General features: G+C 69.0%; 21 protein-coding genes and 3 pseudogenes. 12 read left to right on the top strand and 12 right to left on the bottom strand.

Annotated features, from left to right (window positions below; all coding sequences use genetic code 11):
- Positions 1-23: 23 nt before the first annotated feature.
- A pseudogene (locus AB0C15_RS01580) lies at positions 24-164 on the top strand (transposase family protein); the annotation flags it as partial.
- Positions 165-263: 99 nt separating this feature from the next.
- Here the strand turns inward: AB0C15_RS01580 and AB0C15_RS01575 are convergent.
- Both AB0C15_RS01575 and AB0C15_RS01570 read right to left on the bottom strand, forming a co-directional pair.
- Complete coding sequence (locus AB0C15_RS01575; RefSeq protein WP_357347539.1) at positions 264-1,334, bottom strand: winged helix DNA-binding domain-containing protein; 1,071 nt, start codon at positions 1,332-1,334, stop codon at positions 264-266.
- On the bottom strand, positions 1,334-1,513 hold the full coding sequence (locus tag AB0C15_RS01570; RefSeq protein WP_357347537.1) for an epoxide hydrolase N-terminal domain-containing protein: 180 nt from the start codon (positions 1,511-1,513) through the stop codon (positions 1,334-1,336). The genes AB0C15_RS01575 and AB0C15_RS01570 overlap by 1 nt, the downstream gene beginning before the upstream one ends.
- 371 nt (positions 1,514-1,884) lie before the next feature.
- On the opposite strand from AB0C15_RS01570, the gene AB0C15_RS01565 reads away from it, so the two are divergent.
- Complete coding sequence (locus tag AB0C15_RS01565) at positions 1,885-2,196, top strand: NUDIX hydrolase (protein ID WP_357347535.1); 312 nt, start codon at positions 1,885-1,887, stop codon at positions 2,194-2,196.
- A 55-nt stretch (positions 2,197-2,251) separates the two neighbouring features.
- Here AB0C15_RS01565 and AB0C15_RS01560 read toward each other — a convergent pair whose 3' ends face one another.
- Together AB0C15_RS01560 and AB0C15_RS01555 are read right to left on the bottom strand one after the other, a co-directional pair.
- Positions 2,252-2,617 (bottom strand): VOC family protein, encoded by a 366-nt coding sequence (locus tag AB0C15_RS01560; RefSeq protein WP_357347533.1) that lies wholly within the window; start codon positions 2,615-2,617, stop codon positions 2,252-2,254.
- A 168-nt stretch (positions 2,618-2,785) separates the two neighbouring features.
- Positions 2,786-3,085 (bottom strand): annotated as a pseudogene (locus AB0C15_RS01555) (LysR substrate-binding domain-containing protein); the annotation flags it as partial.
- 59 nt (positions 3,086-3,144) lie between these two features.
- On the opposite strand from AB0C15_RS01555, the gene AB0C15_RS01550 reads away from it, so the two are divergent.
- A complete protein-coding gene (locus AB0C15_RS01550) occupies positions 3,145-3,552 on the top strand; it encodes a hypothetical protein (protein ID WP_357347531.1) in 408 nt (135 codons plus the stop codon).
- A complete protein-coding gene (locus AB0C15_RS01545) occupies positions 3,545-4,183 on the top strand; it encodes a hypothetical protein (RefSeq protein ID WP_357347529.1) in 639 nt (212 codons plus the stop codon). The genes AB0C15_RS01550 and AB0C15_RS01545 overlap by 8 nt, the downstream gene beginning before the upstream one ends.
- Before the next feature lie 532 nt (positions 4,184-4,715).
- On the opposite strand, the gene AB0C15_RS01540 is transcribed toward AB0C15_RS01545, so the two are convergent.
- Complete coding sequence (locus tag AB0C15_RS01540; RefSeq protein ID WP_357347527.1) at positions 4,716-5,297, bottom strand: helix-turn-helix domain-containing protein; 582 nt, start codon at positions 5,295-5,297, stop codon at positions 4,716-4,718.
- Between the two features lie 85 nt (positions 5,298-5,382).
- On the opposite strand from AB0C15_RS01540, the gene AB0C15_RS01535 reads away from it, so the two are divergent.
- A complete protein-coding gene (locus AB0C15_RS01535; protein WP_357347525.1) occupies positions 5,383-6,153 on the top strand; it encodes a hypothetical protein in 771 nt (256 codons plus the stop codon).
- A gap of 145 nt (positions 6,154-6,298) precedes the next feature.
- On the opposite strand, the gene AB0C15_RS01530 is transcribed toward AB0C15_RS01535, so the two are convergent.
- The gene (locus AB0C15_RS01530) at positions 6,299-6,841 is read right to left on the bottom strand and encodes an SDR family oxidoreductase (RefSeq protein WP_357347523.1); all 543 of its coding nucleotides are present in this window, start codon (positions 6,839-6,841) and stop codon (positions 6,299-6,301) included.
- Between AB0C15_RS01530 and AB0C15_RS01525 the strand changes: the two genes are divergently transcribed.
- On the top strand, positions 6,769-7,050 hold the full coding sequence (locus AB0C15_RS01525; RefSeq protein WP_357347521.1) for a hypothetical protein: 282 nt from the start codon (positions 6,769-6,771) through the stop codon (positions 7,048-7,050). The genes AB0C15_RS01530 and AB0C15_RS01525 overlap by 73 nt on opposite strands.
- 132 nt (positions 7,051-7,182) lie before the next feature.
- Here AB0C15_RS01525 and AB0C15_RS01520 read toward each other — a convergent pair whose 3' ends face one another.
- The 3 genes from AB0C15_RS01520 to AB0C15_RS01510 form a co-directional block, all read right to left on the bottom strand.
- Positions 7,183-7,488: a hypothetical protein gene (locus AB0C15_RS01520; protein ID WP_357347519.1), complete on the bottom strand. Its 306-nt coding sequence runs from the start codon at positions 7,486-7,488 to the stop codon at positions 7,183-7,185.
- A 67-nt stretch (positions 7,489-7,555) separates the two neighbouring features.
- Entirely contained in the window at positions 7,556-8,977 is a 1,422-nt protein-coding gene (locus AB0C15_RS01515; RefSeq protein ID WP_357347517.1) for an NAD(P)/FAD-dependent oxidoreductase, read from the bottom strand.
- A gap of 1 nt (position 8,978) precedes the next feature.
- Entirely contained in the window at positions 8,979-9,539 is a 561-nt protein-coding gene (locus AB0C15_RS01510; RefSeq protein ID WP_357347515.1) for a hypothetical protein, read from the bottom strand.
- Between the two features lie 112 nt (positions 9,540-9,651).
- Between AB0C15_RS01510 and AB0C15_RS01505 the strand changes: the two genes are divergently transcribed.
- Positions 9,652-10,287 carry a TetR/AcrR family transcriptional regulator gene (locus tag AB0C15_RS01505; protein ID WP_357347513.1) on the top strand — a complete coding sequence of 212 codons (636 nt, stop codon included), beginning with the start codon at positions 9,652-9,654 and terminating at the stop codon, positions 10,285-10,287.
- A gap of 87 nt (positions 10,288-10,374) precedes the next feature.
- On the top strand, positions 10,375-10,788 hold the full coding sequence (locus tag AB0C15_RS01500; protein ID WP_357347894.1) for a carboxymuconolactone decarboxylase family protein: 414 nt from the start codon (positions 10,375-10,377) through the stop codon (positions 10,786-10,788).
- Between the two features lie 59 nt (positions 10,789-10,847).
- Here AB0C15_RS01500 and AB0C15_RS01495 read toward each other — a convergent pair whose 3' ends face one another.
- The gene (locus AB0C15_RS01495) at positions 10,848-10,994 is read right to left on the bottom strand and encodes a hypothetical protein (RefSeq protein ID WP_357347511.1); all 147 of its coding nucleotides are present in this window, start codon (positions 10,992-10,994) and stop codon (positions 10,848-10,850) included.
- A gap of 178 nt (positions 10,995-11,172) precedes the next feature.
- Between AB0C15_RS01495 and AB0C15_RS01490 the strand changes: the two genes are divergently transcribed.
- A complete protein-coding gene (locus tag AB0C15_RS01490) occupies positions 11,173-11,553 on the top strand; it encodes an Mth938-like domain-containing protein (RefSeq protein ID WP_357347509.1) in 381 nt (126 codons plus the stop codon).
- 49 nt (positions 11,554-11,602) lie between these two features.
- On the opposite strand, the gene AB0C15_RS01485 is transcribed toward AB0C15_RS01490, so the two are convergent.
- Complete coding sequence (locus AB0C15_RS01485; RefSeq protein ID WP_357347507.1) at positions 11,603-12,346, bottom strand: helix-turn-helix transcriptional regulator; 744 nt, start codon at positions 12,344-12,346, stop codon at positions 11,603-11,605.
- Between the two features lie 54 nt (positions 12,347-12,400).
- Here AB0C15_RS01485 and AB0C15_RS01480 point away from each other — a divergent pair, with 54 nt between their 5' ends.
- From AB0C15_RS01480 to AB0C15_RS01470, 3 genes are read left to right on the top strand one after another with little or no spacing between them, the layout of a single operon-like run.
- Positions 12,401-13,225 (top strand): MFS transporter, encoded by an 825-nt coding sequence (locus AB0C15_RS01480; protein ID WP_357347505.1) that lies wholly within the window; start codon positions 12,401-12,403, stop codon positions 13,223-13,225.
- Entirely contained in the window at positions 13,204-13,551 is a 348-nt protein-coding gene (locus AB0C15_RS01475; protein ID WP_357347503.1) for a hypothetical protein, read from the top strand. Before AB0C15_RS01480 ends, AB0C15_RS01475 begins: the two co-directional genes overlap by 22 nt.
- 14 nt (positions 13,552-13,565) lie before the next feature.
- The gene (locus tag AB0C15_RS01470; protein WP_357347501.1) at positions 13,566-14,333 is read left to right on the top strand and encodes a GNAT family protein; all 768 of its coding nucleotides are present in this window, start codon (positions 13,566-13,568) and stop codon (positions 14,331-14,333) included.
- A 322-nt stretch (positions 14,334-14,655) separates the two neighbouring features.
- Here the strand turns inward: AB0C15_RS01470 and AB0C15_RS01465 are convergent.
- Positions 14,656-14,928, bottom strand: a pseudogene (locus AB0C15_RS01465) (ATP-binding cassette domain-containing protein); the annotation flags it as partial.
- Between the last annotated feature and the right edge of the window lie 135 nt (positions 14,929-15,063).

Raw genomic sequence — 15,063 nt, 5'->3', positions numbered from 1 at the left:
GACGCCCCACGGACTGCAGGGCACGCCTCATCTGGGTCTCGCCGGCCCTGCCCGGCGCCGTGCACGACCTGACCGCCGCCCGCACCCACGGCCTGATCGACGCGCTCACCAGCGCCAACGTGATGACCCTCGCCGACAAGGCGTACGAAGGCGCTCATGGCAGCTCATGATCGACTACCGTTGCTCGGGCTGCGGCCAACGCTATGTGACTTGTTCTCCCGGACGGCGGCGCGGACACGCCGGTTCGTGTGCTGTTCCCCTCCCTATTCGACTTCCTCGACGAGCCGCACGTCGGGCGCGGCCTCCGGGTGCAGGAAACCCAGCAGCGCCGCGCCTTCGGCGGTCACCGCGTCGCGGTCAGCGGCAATCAGCGGTACGAAGAGCCGAACGGTGAGAACCTCGGCTGCGACCGTCCACGCTCCCGCGGTGAACCCGTCGACAAGTACCGGTCTGGGGACCGGACCGTGCCGGGTCACCGCCCGGTTGCGGAACTCGTCGGTGAGCACCCGCGTCCGGTCCCGATAGGACAGCAGCAGGTTGTCGAAGTCGTACAGGTACCGCACCGGGGCCAGGGTGTCCGGGTCGGGCCGCGGCGCGTCGGGCAGGTCGACGTACCCACCGGGGAACGTCCGCAGTCGCGGCCGGAGCCGGTCGACCACCTCCGCGAGGTGGGTGAGGCCGCTCCAGGTCTGCGCGTCGGCCACGGTCGCCGGGCCGAACGCGGCCAGGTAACGCAGCACCAGGTCATCGATCTTCATTCGGTACGGCGGCGGGTCCGCTCGGACGTCGAGCGGCGCGTGGACGGTACGGCCGCTGCGGCCCCACACCCCGCGAGGTGGCGTCTGCACCAGCGGAAGCAGGTTGCGGGCCGCGTACGCGAGCGCTGCCGCGTTGTTGTCCGGCCACCGCCGCAGCAGTGCGGCGCCCAGCTCGGCGGGCGTCATCGCCCGCTCGGCGAGCAGGTCGTGCGCGTGCGCCGCCACCGCAGCGGTGTCGAGCCCGCGCATCCACCGCCCGTGGGTGTGATTGGCGAACAGGTCCCGGTCCAGCACCGGCTGCACGAGTGGCCGAATCCACGCGGCCTCCGCGGCGCCGATCACGTGGATGGTCGATCGCATCAGCGCGATCCTCACCACCGCCCGGCTCTCCAGCAGCGTCGCGACGTCGACCGCCCGGAAGTCGGCGAGCCGGCTCCACAGTCCCGCGTACCAGGTGTGCGGGGTCTGCGCCTGCAGGCCGACGAGGTGAGCGAGGGCCGCCGGGACGTCCATACCGGAGCGGCGCAGAAGCAGCTGGCGGTCGAGCGTGGCCCGGTTGAGCGCTCGGAGATCCATCAGCGCCTCCCCCGCGCCCGCCAGTCGTACCCATGTTGCCAGCGCCCGGCCTGCACTCGGACCCGGACCGGCGGCACACCGTAGTCATCGCAGGCACCGGGCGGCTCGTCGGCCCAGCGGGTACGGGCCAGCCGGTCGGTGAGGTCGGCCCGGGGAATGTCGGTGCGGAACTCGGTCATGCCGTGAACTCTGTCAGCTCAGGCAAGAGCCCCGGGCGCGCCCGACCTGCTCCCCCGGCGCCGGGCTGTCACCAGCCGCCCCACGGACGCTGCGTCCTGTCAGCGGCAGAGGCCTGCCAGTCCCCTGGTGCCCGCAAGGCCGCCGCCATCAGTTTCATCCTCACGGTCGGATTTGCCTACGGATATTAGGCAGTTACGTAATTGCCGTAGGCAAATGGGGGGTGCGTGATGGACAGACCAGGGCTGACGCCGGAGCGCCTGACCCGCGCGCTCACGGCAGCGGGTGTCGGAGTTGGTATCGGAATGCGCCGGCACTGTTGGTGCCTGGCGATTCGGGCGGGTCGGCCGCCTGGAGTTCTACCGTGCCCCTCATGCCCTTCGCTCCCCAGGAATTCACCGCTGGTCTCCCGCGCAAGCGGAGGGCAGCCGGACTGCTGATCACCGATCCGCAGGATCGGGTTCTGCTGGTCGAGCCGGCCTACAAAACAGACTGGGAGATTCCCGGCGGGAGGGTCGAGGCCGACGAGTCGCCGCGGCAAGGCCGCAGGGCGGGAGTGCCGCGAAGAGCTATGCATGAGCCTGACGCCAGGTCGGCTACTCGTCGTGGACTGGGTACCGTCCCGTGGTGGCCACACCGACGGTGTGATGCTCGTCTTGCCTCCAGACTCGTGCCGACGGGTTGACCCGAGACTCTCCGTTGGCGGCTGGATATTCAGCCGCCAGCGTGCTGCCGGGACGTCATTTTTGGTAGTACTGCACGACGCAGAACTCGTTGTTCTCCGGGTCGGCCATCACCAGAACCGCGCCTTCCGGATAGTCGTGCCGTTCGCCGGTCCACCGGCCGCCCAGCGTCCCGATCCGGTCCACCGCCTCACCGACGTCGGCGACTGCGATGTCCACGTGCAGACGCGCCTTGCCGACCTTGGGCTCCGGTACCGGTTGGAACGTCAACACCGGCCCGCCGTCGGAAACGATGACTCGCCGCCAGCCGGGTAGGGACTCCATCACCCGGCCGCCGAGCACTGCGGACCAGAAATCAGCCAGCTTCTGTGGGTCTTGACAATCTATCGTGACGCCGGTAAACCGGCCCAAGGTCGTCGTCATGGGCCCCAACGTAGCCGTACCACAGAGCCCCTGTCAGGGAGCACTCAACTCGGCAAGGCCGGTTTTCCTCGTCCCGAAGGCCAGGTAGGCGGCAAGGATGCCGGACGGCAACGTCCGTTTTCCCGATCATGTCCGCGCGCTCGTCGATCTGGGGTCAGACGGCGTACCTCAGGCGATGATCGGCAGCTGCTGTCCACCAGGGACGCGAGCCGATCCGTTCAACTGCACCAGGAGGGCGTCCACTGCGGGCCGTTGCGGCGTGCCACCGAGGGCGCGAGTGACAAAGAAGATGCGTCGTTCGGTGACCGGCTCGACCAGTGGCTTCACGTGCACCCCGGGCGGCAGGTGGCGCAGCGCCAGCTCCGGCACCAGCGCGGCGCCCGGCCCGGCCGCGACGAGGTCCAGCGTAAGTGCGAAGTCGACGGCACGGTGCCGGATGTCCGACTCGATGCCGGCAAGCCGACCAGCGTGCGATGTGGACCGTAGGCACGACCAGGCCGGCCACGGCGCCGACTATTCTGATCGGCATGCTGATCGGTTGCCGCCTGGCCGCGGTCACGCGGCTGGCCTGGCACTGGCCCGGTGACCCGGTCGATCTCACCACCGGGCCGGTCCACCTCGTCGTGGACGACGGCCGTGGCCTGCTGTTCGACGGGCGCAGCGACTGGTCCCTGACGATCGTGCCGACGGCTCCGGGTGACGAGGGCTGGCGGTCGACCTACGACTACGACTACGACGGGGGCCGCTGGGTCGGTCGGGACGCCTCCGGCGAGGAGCCCTTCGCCTCGGTGATCGCGGGAGTGCTCAGCGGTTGGAACCCGGAGCACGACGAGGTCGGCCAACTGGTCGGCGGCATCCTGCACGTCGGCGACCGGGCAATCCGGCTGCGACTGTGGGAGGGCGAGGTGATCTCGTACGCTGCCGGGCGTGGGTGACTTCCTCAAGACGACGCTGGCCCGGGTGCCGGACGGATTCGACCTGCCGGAGCCGCTGCGCCTGCTCTTCGCCTGGGTCGACGAGCAGGGCTTCGTGGTGAAAGGGCACGACGGGGATCTGTACGGCTCGTTGAGCGACAACGACGGGGTGGGCACCTCGATCGAGTTGCGTGGCTACACCGCCGAGCAGACCCTGTCGTACGCACGGTCCTGGTTCGACGAGTCGGTCCCGGATGCGGCCGCACGGTTGTGGCCGTTCGCGCAGACCGGTGGCGAGGGTTCGATGGCCGCGCTGTGGCGCGACGGTCAGGGACAGGTGAGGATCGTTCATCTCGGTTCGGGCAGCGGTTCGATGATGACGTGCGTGCTCGCCGACGACGCGGTCGACTTTCTGCGGCTGCTGGCGATCGGTTACCGGGAGATCTGCTGGAACGAGGAGTTCAGCGCGCCGCCCGAGCCGTGGGACGCCGACCACGAAATCGTCAATGCGCCCTACCGGGACTGGCTGCACCGCACCTTCGGTGTCACCGCCCCGGCGACCGGGCTGGAGATCGTGGCGGAGCCCGCCGAGATGGGCGACGAGGACACCACGGACCCGTTTTGTCGCTGGGTCGACAATACGGAAGTTTGAGCCCGGCACCGGGTCAGGGCGCCATGGCCGGGCGAGGACGCTCGATGAACATCCGCGCTCCGACCGTCCCGTCGTTGACCTGACCGACCAGCGGATCAGTCGCCGGCCTCACCCTGTCGAGGGGCGACGCCATCGTGGGCACCGGTGACGGTCCTGAGAAGCTCGACATTGCTCGGCGTGAGCGCCGGCGATCATCCGGGGTGGTCAAGCGCCTGGCGCCGCGTGACCACATCCTGGTCGAACAGGGCCTGCTGCGTACCTTCGGGATTGTGATGCCGGTGCTGATGACGGCATCGCTCGTGCTGGCTATCAGCTACGCAGCCCGCCTGACGGGGCGGGGTTGCCCGAGGTGTTGCGGTGGGTTGCGGTGGGACAAGGATTTCCCTCCGGAGCGCTGGCAGGAGCGCCGTAACCGCTGGGAGTGGCTTCAGGGATACCGTTCGTGGGCCTATCTCGCGGCCTTCCTGCTCGTCGCCCTCTCGGTCGCCGATACCGGATCACCTGCGACCGGCTTACCCCGCCTCATGACACTTCAGGTCAGGAGTTCGCGGGCCAGGGCCTCGGTCCACCAGCGCTCTACTCGATCGGGTTGCCAGCCGCGTTCGCCGGTCAGCGTGGTGTAGACGTCGATGTTGCAGATCGCCGCGTAGATATCGACGGCCGACCGTACGTCTGGTCCTTGCCGGAGAACGCCGCCCGGCCACGACGAGAACACCTGGATCCTGGTCTCGTCCCCCCGCTGACGGCCGTCGCGGTAGGCGCTCGCCAGCGCAGGTTCGGTGCGGCCCGCCTCGCGTACGAGCGCGATGATGTCACCGGCACGCTCGAAGAGCCGTCGGTCGTAGCCGGCCATCGCCGCGAGCTGCCGCGCCGGATCGTTCTCGGCCCCTTCCAGTTCGGCGAGCGACTGCGACGGATTTGCGGCGATGTCTGCTGCGTCGGCCAGCGCCTGGATCAGCCCGATCTTGTTCCCGTACACCGCGTAGACGGTCGGCACCGAGACCCCCGCCTCCCGTGCCACGTCACGTACCGTGGTCGCCGCCCAGCCGCGGGAGAGGAACAGTCGACGAGCGGCGCTGGCGATCTCACCCCTCGTCTCTGCCGCCTGCGCCACCCGGCGCAGTGATTCGTACCTTCGCCTGCCTGTCTCGGCGGTCAATGGCTTGCCTCTTTCATTTTTCGGGCCTTATATTGAATATATGTTGCGTAAACTCGACGTCGGAAGCGCCTGGACGTTCCCACGGATCGCCGGACTCGCCGGACTCGGCTTCGCCATCGTGATCGCCTCCACCAACGCCTTCCTGGTGCCAGCCGGCCTGCCCCACAGCGGCGCTGAGACCAACGACGTTGTCCAATTTTTCACCACCCAACAGAACACCGTCGGCCTCGCGTCAGCACTCGCCCCGATCGCCTGGGTGCTGGCCACCCTGTTCGGCGCCGGCGCGGTCTCCATACTGTGGCGTTCCGACCTCGAGCACGGCACAGCCTGGTCCCTGGTCGGGTTCGCCGGGGTGCTCATGCAGAACATCACCTTCACCGGCGTGATGGCCACCCGGCTCGCGCTCGCGTCGACGACCGCGCAGGACAGCAGCACGATCGCCGGGCTCTGGGCACTACACAACGCGCTGTTCGTCTTCAACGGCACCTTCCTGGCACTGGCCATTACCGGCCTGTCCATCAGCGGCCGACGCGCCGGCCTGATCCGCCGCTGGCACAGCGGGATCGGTCTGCTTGCCGCCGCACTCCAGTTCGGCTCGACCGTGCTGAGCCCGCTGGCCATCGACGACCCCGGTACGGTCGGTCTCCTCGGCCTTGTCGGCTGGCTGATCTGGGTCGTGTGGGTCGCCGCCTACGGCATCACCCTGATCCGCCGGGGAGCGCGCAGGCACAGCCATCCGCTCATCGGCCATGAGCGCGAGCTGCCGATGCAGGCCGGGCCGAGGTCGGAGAGGATGCCGCCGCACAGGTGATCGTCTCCTGGAGGACGGCTTCCCGGTCGGCGCCCTCGAAGATCCGCCGGAAGTGCAGGAGGCTGCCCCAGAGCGGGACATGGTCGGGTACGACCTCCGGCCAACCCACCGCTCCGGTCAGGTACCGGACGGACGCCGGTCGCATCTACTCCGGCGGCCCCTGGTCGACGGAGAGACCGAGATGCGCCCCACCGGAGGCGTCGATCACCTGGCCGGTCACCCATCGCGCGGCTGGAGAGGCAAGGAAGGCCACCACGTCCGCGATATCCGCCGGCTCTCCGACACGACGGAGGGCCGAGAGCCCGGTGACGACCTCGCGTAGCGCCGGTTGGGCGTCGAACCAGGCCATGTTGTTCTCGGTGGCGGTGGTCCCAGGCATCACCGCGTTCACCGTGATACCCCGAGCGCCCAGTTCCTGTGCCAGCGTGACGCTCAACGTGTTGATCGCGCCCTTCGTCATGGCATACGCAAGAGTGCCGGGTATCGCGACTCGGGTGGCGACGGACGAGACATTGACGATCCGGCCACCGTCGCGGAGCAGGTTCAGGCCCCGCTGGATCACAAAGAACGGCGCTTTCACGTTGATCGCGAACAACTCGTCGAAGTCGTCCGGCCGTGCGGTGGCCAGCGTCGGCGTGGCCCCGCCGATCGCCGCGTTGTTCACCAGCACGTCGATGCCGCGCGGCACACCGCGTTCGGCCGCAGGAGACCGAACGGGTCATCGCCCGGCTGCTGCGGCAGGCACAGGCGACGGGCACCGTCCGCGCCGATCTGACCGTCGCCGATTTCCGGCTGCTGATCGCCGCCCATCACGGCGTCGTCCTGGCCGGCGGGCTCGACGCCGCGACGGCTTCCCAGCGCTATCTCGCACTGATGCTGCGCACGCTCCAACCCTGACATTTCGTCGCCGTAGCTCAAGGTCGATCAGGTAGTTCGTCCGCCGCAGGGCGGAAGCGGTCCCCGAGGCCGCTGCAGCTCACGAACCGGGCGCAGGCGTCCTTTCCGCCTACGCCCGGGTTGCGCTAATCGTCAAGCCTGTTCGATGTCCGAGAACAGGCCCTTGAACGTGACCTGCGTCCCTGCGAGGGTGCCGAAGACATCAGCGGCAACGGTTGTCGCGACTGCCGCGGAGGCGTCTTCGTAGCTGTCGAAGTAGAGGTCGAGCGTCCGGTACGCGGGCGCAGCGGTGCCATCTTCCTTCGGCCACACCTTCGCGGATTCGAGTCGCCGCAGCTTCGGGAACGTCGCTGCGGCAGCCTTCACGTCCGCGTAGGCCCGCTCGAAGTCGTCGGGGCTCGCCGGGTTGTCGATGATGATTGTGATCTTGGTGGGCACCGGACTCTCCTCGAAGTGGAAGAATGTTTCTTCTATTTCGGACATAACCAACGCCGCAGACCTGAACTCAGCGGCCGTAGGTCTCCAACAGCCGCAGCCACACCTCACTGACTGTCGGGTAGGCCGGGACCGCATGCCACAGCCGGTCCAGCGGTACCTCGCCGACGATGGCGATGGTCGCGGCGTGGATCAGTTCCGCCACGTCCGGGCCGACAAGGGTGAGCCCGACGATCACCCTTCGGTCCTCGTCGACGACCATGCGGGCGTGCCCCCGGTAGCCATCGGCGTGCAGGGAAGCTCCGGCGACGGCCCCGAGGTCGTAATCCACGACCCTGACCCGCAACCCGGCCGCCTCGGCCGCAGCCTCGGTCAGGCCCACCGACGCGATCTCCGGGTCGGTGAAGACCACCTGCGGCACCGCACGCTCGTCGGCCGTCGCCACGTGCCGGCCCCACCGGCCGTCCTCGACCGTCTCGCCCTTCGCCCGGGCCACGATCACGTCGCCGACCGCCCGCGCCTGGTACTTGCCCTGATGGGTCAGCAGCACCCGCCGGTTCACATCGCCCGCCGCATAGAGCCACTCGCCACCGCCGACGACGCGCAGGGTGTCGTCGACCGCCAGCCAGGCACCCGGCGCCAACCCGATGCGGTCGAGGCCGATGTCCTGGGTGTTCGGTGTGCGACCGACCGCCACCAGCACCTCGTCAGCTTCGATCCGCTCGTCGGAGGCAGTTCTGATGTGGACGGCTCCGCTGTCGTCGCGGTCGACGGCGACGGCGTCCGCGCCGAGGCGTACGGACACACCGGCCTCGCGCAACGACTCGGTGACCAGTTCACCGGCGAACGGCTCGGCCGACGGCAACAGGCCGTCGCGGGCCAGCACCGTCACTGCGGACCCCAGGGCCGCGTACGCGGTCGCCATCTCGGCCGCCACGACGCCACCACCGATGACGGCGAGGCGACGGGGAACCGAACTGGCCGAAGCGGCCTCGCGGCTGGACCACGGCGCCGCCTCGCGCAGCCCCGGGATATCCGGCAACAGGGCGCTGCTGCCGGTCGCGACGACCACGGCGTGCCGCGCGGTAAGCGTCGTCGTGACACCGTCGACGTCGGTCACCTCGACAACGCGGGCGGAACTGATCCGCCCCTGACCGCGGTGCAGCGCGATGCCGGCCGACTCCAGCCACGAAACCTGACCGTCGTCCTGCCAGTGCGACGCGAAGGAGTCCCGCCGGCCCAGCACCGCGGCCGCGTCCAGGTCTCCCGTCACCGCCTCCCGCGCACCCGGCAGCTGGCGAGCCGCGCGCAACGCCGACGCGCTGCGCAGCAACGCCTTGGTCGGCATGCACGCCCAGTACGAGCATTCACCGCCGACCAGCTCCCGCTCGACAATCGCGGCGGTCAGCCCGCCCCGCACGACCCGGTCGGCCACGTTCTCCCCGACCGGACCGGCGCCGATCACGACCACGTCGTACTCGATTGCGGTCATGTCAGTTGCCCTTCGCGGCACGGCCGAGTCGGATGGCCGCGATGAGGAAGAAGATGGCACCGGGAATGGCGTACCCGGCAGCATTTGTCAGCGAGGGGTTGTCCGCTGCGGCGCCGGCAATGAAGGACCCGCCGGCCAACACCGAGATGCCGCCACTGATGATCATCGGCCACTGGCCGCCCATCTTCCGACGGGTGACACCGACGACCAACTGGACCAGACCGGCGACGACCGCCCAGGCGCCCCAGACCCGCAGGACGGCGGGCACACCGGACGCACCCGCGACGCCGACTCCGACCGCCGTGATCAGGCTTACCGCGATGTTCACGTACAGCAGGGTCGGTGAGCCGGTGGCCCGCGACGAACGGAGGTCGTAGATGGCAGCGCCCACGTCGAACAACGGGTAGAGCACGAACAGCGCCACCGCGAGCGGACCGAAATCCTTGGCGGCGGCGATCGTCACACCAGCCCAGACGATGGCGAACGCGAAGCGGACGAAGTACAGCCGCCGCAGCGCGGAAGCCGTCTGGGAGATACCTGGCGATGCAGCAATGGTGGTCACGGGTGACCCTTTCAGCGGAGGGGTGAGGGAGACCGAACGTTCTGTCTTGTCGAGCATGACAGGCTCCACCCACATCGTCAAGACCGAACGTTCTATCCGCTACCATGGCGACATGACGTCCACCGCACCCGGTGCCCGGCCCTCCGAGGCGCGTCACCGGCTCCTCAGCACGGCCACCAGGATCTTCTACTCGGAGGGCATCCATTCCGTCGGCGTAGATCGGATCATCGCCGAGGCGAAGGTGACCCGGGCCACCTTCTACCGGCACTTCCCCAGCAAGGACGATCTCATCCTCGCCTATCTGCGAGAGATCCATGAGATGGATCGCGGCGCGGTCGACACGGTGATCACCACCGACTCGCAGCCGGTCGCCCCACTCCTGGCCATAGCCAACTCCATCGCTGAGAGCATCCAGTCCCCCGGGTTCCGTGGATGCGCGTTCCTGAACGCTGCGGCGGAGTACCCGGACACGGAACACCCCGTACGACAGGAGATCATCGCCCACCGGCAATGGTTCCTGGACACCCTCACCACGCTGATGGCGCAGGTCCAGGAGGAGGCGGCAGAGCCCGCCGCGCGTCACTTCGTCATGCTCCGCGACGGCGCCATGGCAGCCGGATGCCTCTTCGACCCCGCGTTGGTGTCCGAGACCTTCCTCCGCGGCGTGGAAGGACTTCTCCGCATCACCGCCGAGCGACCGAAGGCCGGTACCGACCTTGATCTCACCGGCCAGGCCCCTACCGACTGACGCGTGGCCGCGACCCGTTTGTCCGGCACGGCAACGGGTAGGCGCCGAATCAGCCGGCAGGACAATTGGCAGAGGCAGGGCGTGACCATGGCGGAAGACGAGCAGTACGAGCGGGGTCTCGAGGCTCTGCGACAGGCCGACGGCGGCGCCGCGCAGAAGCTCCTGGAAGCCCTCGCCGACGTCTCACCCGAGCTCAGCCGTCGCTCCGTCGCCTGGTCCTACGGGGATCTCTACGTCCGCCCCCAGCTCGCGCGCCGGGACCGGGAACTGCTCACCCTCGGCATTCTGACCGGCCTCGGTGATGCCGGGGCCCAGCTGGAGGTACACGTCAACGGGGCACTCAACGCGGGCCTGACGCCGTCGGAGATAGTCGAGGCGCTGCTGCAGGCGGTGGTCTACTGCGGGGTGCCACGGGCCGTCAACGCCACGCTCGTCGCCAAGAAGGTCTTCGCGGAGCGCAACCTGCTCCCTGTCCCCGCAAGCCCCACCCCGGCCGGCTGACCTGGCCGTCGTCGCGCTGCCGGAAACACCTGCCGTCATCGTCACCTTCGGCGCTGGAGTCAGTTCTGCACGATTCCTGGCTCCAGCTCTCTCCCGCACCTGGCCAGCCGACACTCGTCCACCTCGACGGCCCGCACGGACGCCGCGACCCGATACGACATGACCGCAACGTCACTCCAGGCCACCGTCACCATCGCCGCGCTCATATCTAAGTTTCAACCTTTGAAGACACGGCCTAGCTAGCTCGAGCTGGGCCGCTTCCTCGCCGACGTGTACGGCCCTGTCAGACTGTTGGACGAGTACGGGCCGGAGTCCGCCCAGCGCCGGGCCTTCGAGCTACGTCCGTGCCGCAGCCCACGCGGCTCCCTTCAACGAGGAGACGCCGTGTCTAGCAAAACACCTCGTTCGCCGCTCGTCCTGTCAGTCTCGTGGGGCCGGATGGACGTCGAGGACATTGGGGTTGGCAAAGACTTCAAGCTCTACCCCGGCGGTGGCCGCCCGTGGGACTGGTCCGAAACCGGCACCCGCCACAGCCCCGGCGTCCAGCCCGACGATGTCCAGGAACTTCTGTCTCATGGTGCCACGACCGTCGTTCTGTCGCGTGGCATGCACCTGCAGCTGCGGGTCGACGCGCGCACCCTCGGGCTGCTCGAGGAGTGTGGGGTAAGTGTCCACGTGGCCGAGACCACGGAGGCAGTCCAGATCTACAACAGCCTCGCTAGGGGTGGCACCGCCGTCGCGGGGCTGTTCCACTCGACCTGCTAGACGACCACCGACGCGCCCACAGGTCACGGCGCGGTCAGGATTGTCCGGGCTACCGGCGCTCGTGTCTGCCCGGGGTGTGCCCGAAGGCGCGCCGGAAGACGTCGATGAACGCGCTGGCGGAGGACCATCCACACCGATGGGCCACAGTGGTGACCGGGGTATCCTCGGCCAGCATCACCAGGGCACGGTGCAGCCGCAGTTGGGTACGCCACTGCGGGAAGGTCATGCCGAGGTTGGAGCGGAACAGGCGGGACAGCGTACGGTCACTCCCGCCGACCTGCCTGCCGAGCGCGGCCAGGGTGCGGTTGTCGGCCGGGTCGGCGTACAGGATCGCGCAGAGTGCCTTCAACCGGGGCTCACTGGGCGTGGGCAGGTGCACGGGCTGCACGGCCGAGGATCGCAGCTGGTCGAGCAGGACGGCCCGCAGCCGCGCACGCGCGGGGCTGTCATCCTGGGGGGCGCGGGTGTAAGCGAGGACCAGCTCACGCAGCAGCGGCCTGACGGCCAGCACGGTCGGCTCCGTCAGATCCAGCGGGTTCTCGGTCGCGGGCAGGCCGATCAGGTGCAGTTCGAGTGCGCCGTGAGCCTGGTGGGCGTGCGCGGTTCCGGCGGGCACCCAGATGGCGCGGCTGGCGGGGACGACCCAGGCACCCGCGTCGGTGGTGATGGCCAGCACGCCGCGGGCGGCGTAGACGATCTGATGGTCGTCGTGGCGGTGCAGGTCGATCACGGACCCGGACGCCAGCCGCTGGGCGCGGGTCGGCGCCACCGGCCGATGGCGGATTCCCGTCATTGGTTGGCAGGTTATCGGAAGCCCGACAGGTCGGGAAGCGGCGAACATGGCGGCGTGCGGAGAAACAGAACGATCATTTTGCTGTCCGTCGGGCATGGTTGCGTGGACGTGTACCAGGGCGCGGTGGCCGCGCTCGTACCGCTCTTCATCGCCGAGCGTGCCTACACCTACGCGGCGGCCTCCGGCGTGGTGCTCGCCGCCTCGCTGCTCTCCTCGGTGGCGCAACCGCTGTTCGGTGCGTTGACGGACCGGTGGGCAATGCCCTGGCTGTTGCCGTTGAGCACGGTCCTGGGCGGACTGGGGATCGCGTGCAGCGGGATCACCGGTTCGTACCCGCTGATGCTGGCGTTCGTGGCCGTCTCCGGGATCGGAGTGGCGGCGTACCACCCCGAGGCCGCCCGGGTCGCGCGGATCGCCAGCGGTGGAAGCCACGCCGGGATGGGTTGGTTCTCCCTCGGCGGCAACCTCGGCTTCACCGTCGCGCCCGTGCTGGTCGCTGCCGTCGTCGGCAGCGGCGGTCTGCGACTCACTCCGCTGCTGGTGGTGCCAGCCCTAGCGGGCGCTGTGCTGTGCCTGCCCGTCCTTCGCGCGCTGCGCCCAACGACGGGGGCAGGTTCCGAAACCCCGCGTTGGGTCGGGACCGACGACAGGGCCGCGTTCGGCCGGCTGTCGCTGGCCGTGGTCTGCCGCTCCATCGCCTTTGCCGGTCTGAGTACGTTTCTGGCGCTCTACGCGCCGCAGCGCGCCGGTGGGGGAACGTTTGCGGGAACGGCGGCGCTGGTGGTGCTCTACCTCGGTGGGGCGGTGGGCACGGTACTGGGGGCAGCCTGGCCGGCCGCTGGGACCGGGTCACCGTCGTGCGCTGGTCGTACCTGGTGAGCGTCGCCGCCGTCGCGGGGGTCGTGTTCGTCCCCGGGCCGGCGTTCTATCTGTTCGTGGCGCTCACCTCGGCGGGGCTGTACATCCCGTTCTCGCCCCAGATCACCCTTGGCCAGGACTATCTTCCGACCCGCGTCGGTACCGCGAGTGGCATCACCCTGGGCCTGACCGTCAGCGTCGGCGGCCTGGTCAGTCCACTCATCGGCGGTGTCGCCGACGCGATCTCCCTCCAGGCGGCCCTCGCCCCGCTGATCCTCATGCCCGCGCTTAGTTGGCTCCTGTTCCGCACCCTCACCGAGCCGGCCGCGCTGAGGCACGGACCCTGAAGATTGTGGGAAACATGCGCGACGTGGTTCACGAACATTTCTGGTACGCGTTACCCGTCCTCACCGGTCGGAGGATCCGGCTGGAACCGTTGACGCTTGAACATGCCCCCGGCTACCTGGCGGCGGCCGGCACCGAACCTGACGACGCGGAAGTCTTCCGCTGGCAGAGCCCACCCGGCGGCGCGCTGGGCCAACCCGTCACCATCGAGGGCGCGACGCGGCACATCACCATCGCGCTCGCCGCCAGAGCCGCCGGCACCAGGCTCCCCTACGCCCAGATCGACACGCGCACCGAGGAGTTCGTCGGAACGACATCGTTCGCCGACCCGCAACCCGCCTTGCTGGCACTGTCCATCGGCTACACCTGGCTCGGCCGGGCCTGGTGGCGATCGGGGCTGAACACGGACTCGAAGCTCGCCATGATGACGTTCGCGTTCGAAACCCTCGGCGCGGTCCGGGTCGCCTTGCACACCGACATCAAGAATATCCGGTCCCAGCGGGCGATCGAGCGACTGGGAGCGTCTCGCGAAGGCGTACTGCGTAAACACCGGCGCCGGGCGGACGGCAGCTGGCGCGACACCGTGCTGTACGCGATCGTTGACGATGCCTGGCCAGCAGCGAAGGAAAAGCTGCTGGCACGGCAGGCGGCCCACGATCGGAACTGGCGCCCCCTACCGTCAGCAACTCATGACCCTGAGGCCAGACCGGAGGAGGTCAACCCCCCGGCCAGCTCGTCGGTCTCGCTCGGGATGGATGCGGCGATGCCACGTCGGCGTGGATAGGAACTGCTGGTCTTTGATGTGTACGCCCTGCCGGCCAGGACCCGGTCCGGACGGGTCCTCGGCCGCCCACCCGCCAACCCCGGCGAGCACGTGCCTGCCCGTGGCGTCAGGCGCGCGAAGCCGCGCCGGCAGGTCAGCCGGGCGGCTCGGCCAGCCGCTCCATCCGGTTCCAACCGGACCAGCCGCGCTCCCGCAGCCGCCGTACCCGCGGGTCGGACTCGACGGCAAGCGCGTCGATCAGGTCGTGCGGCAGATCGTCGTCGACCTCCTCACCGGGAGTCACCTTGCCGGCGGCGTATGCCTGCTCTGCCAGGCAGGCCATGATGTCGGCGGCCTCCGCCAGCCGCGGATCGTCCTCCGCGACGTCGAAGCCGTTGACCCGGGTGGTCCCCGCGTCGGCCTTGAGTAGCGTGGAGAGGATCTTCACCACGGTGGTCTTACCGGCCCCGTTCGAGCCGAGCAGAGCGAAGATGCTGCCCTGCGCCACGTCGATGTCCACGCCGCGCAGGACCGACAGGTCCTTGAACGACTTCTCCAGGCCGTGCACGCGGATCGCGTACTGCTCGGCCTGAGCTGTTGTTGGCGAATTGCTCATGGCAGTCAGCATGGAGGGTTGACGCAGCGTCAGGGTCAAGCCCACGGCGGCCGTCGAAGGCGTCGTCCGGCTTGCGTATCAGCGGTGTGCAGAGCCTGGTGGCGCACACCCCAGGCGCGATGTGCACCCGCCTGA

The sequence above is a fragment of the Micromonospora sp. NPDC048835 genome (genome assembly GCF_040649995.1).
Classification (GTDB): Bacteria; Actinomycetota; Actinomycetes; order Mycobacteriales; family Micromonosporaceae; genus Micromonospora.
Note: the sequence above shows the minus strand (reverse complement) of the source record. Positions and strands in the feature narration are given on the sequence as shown.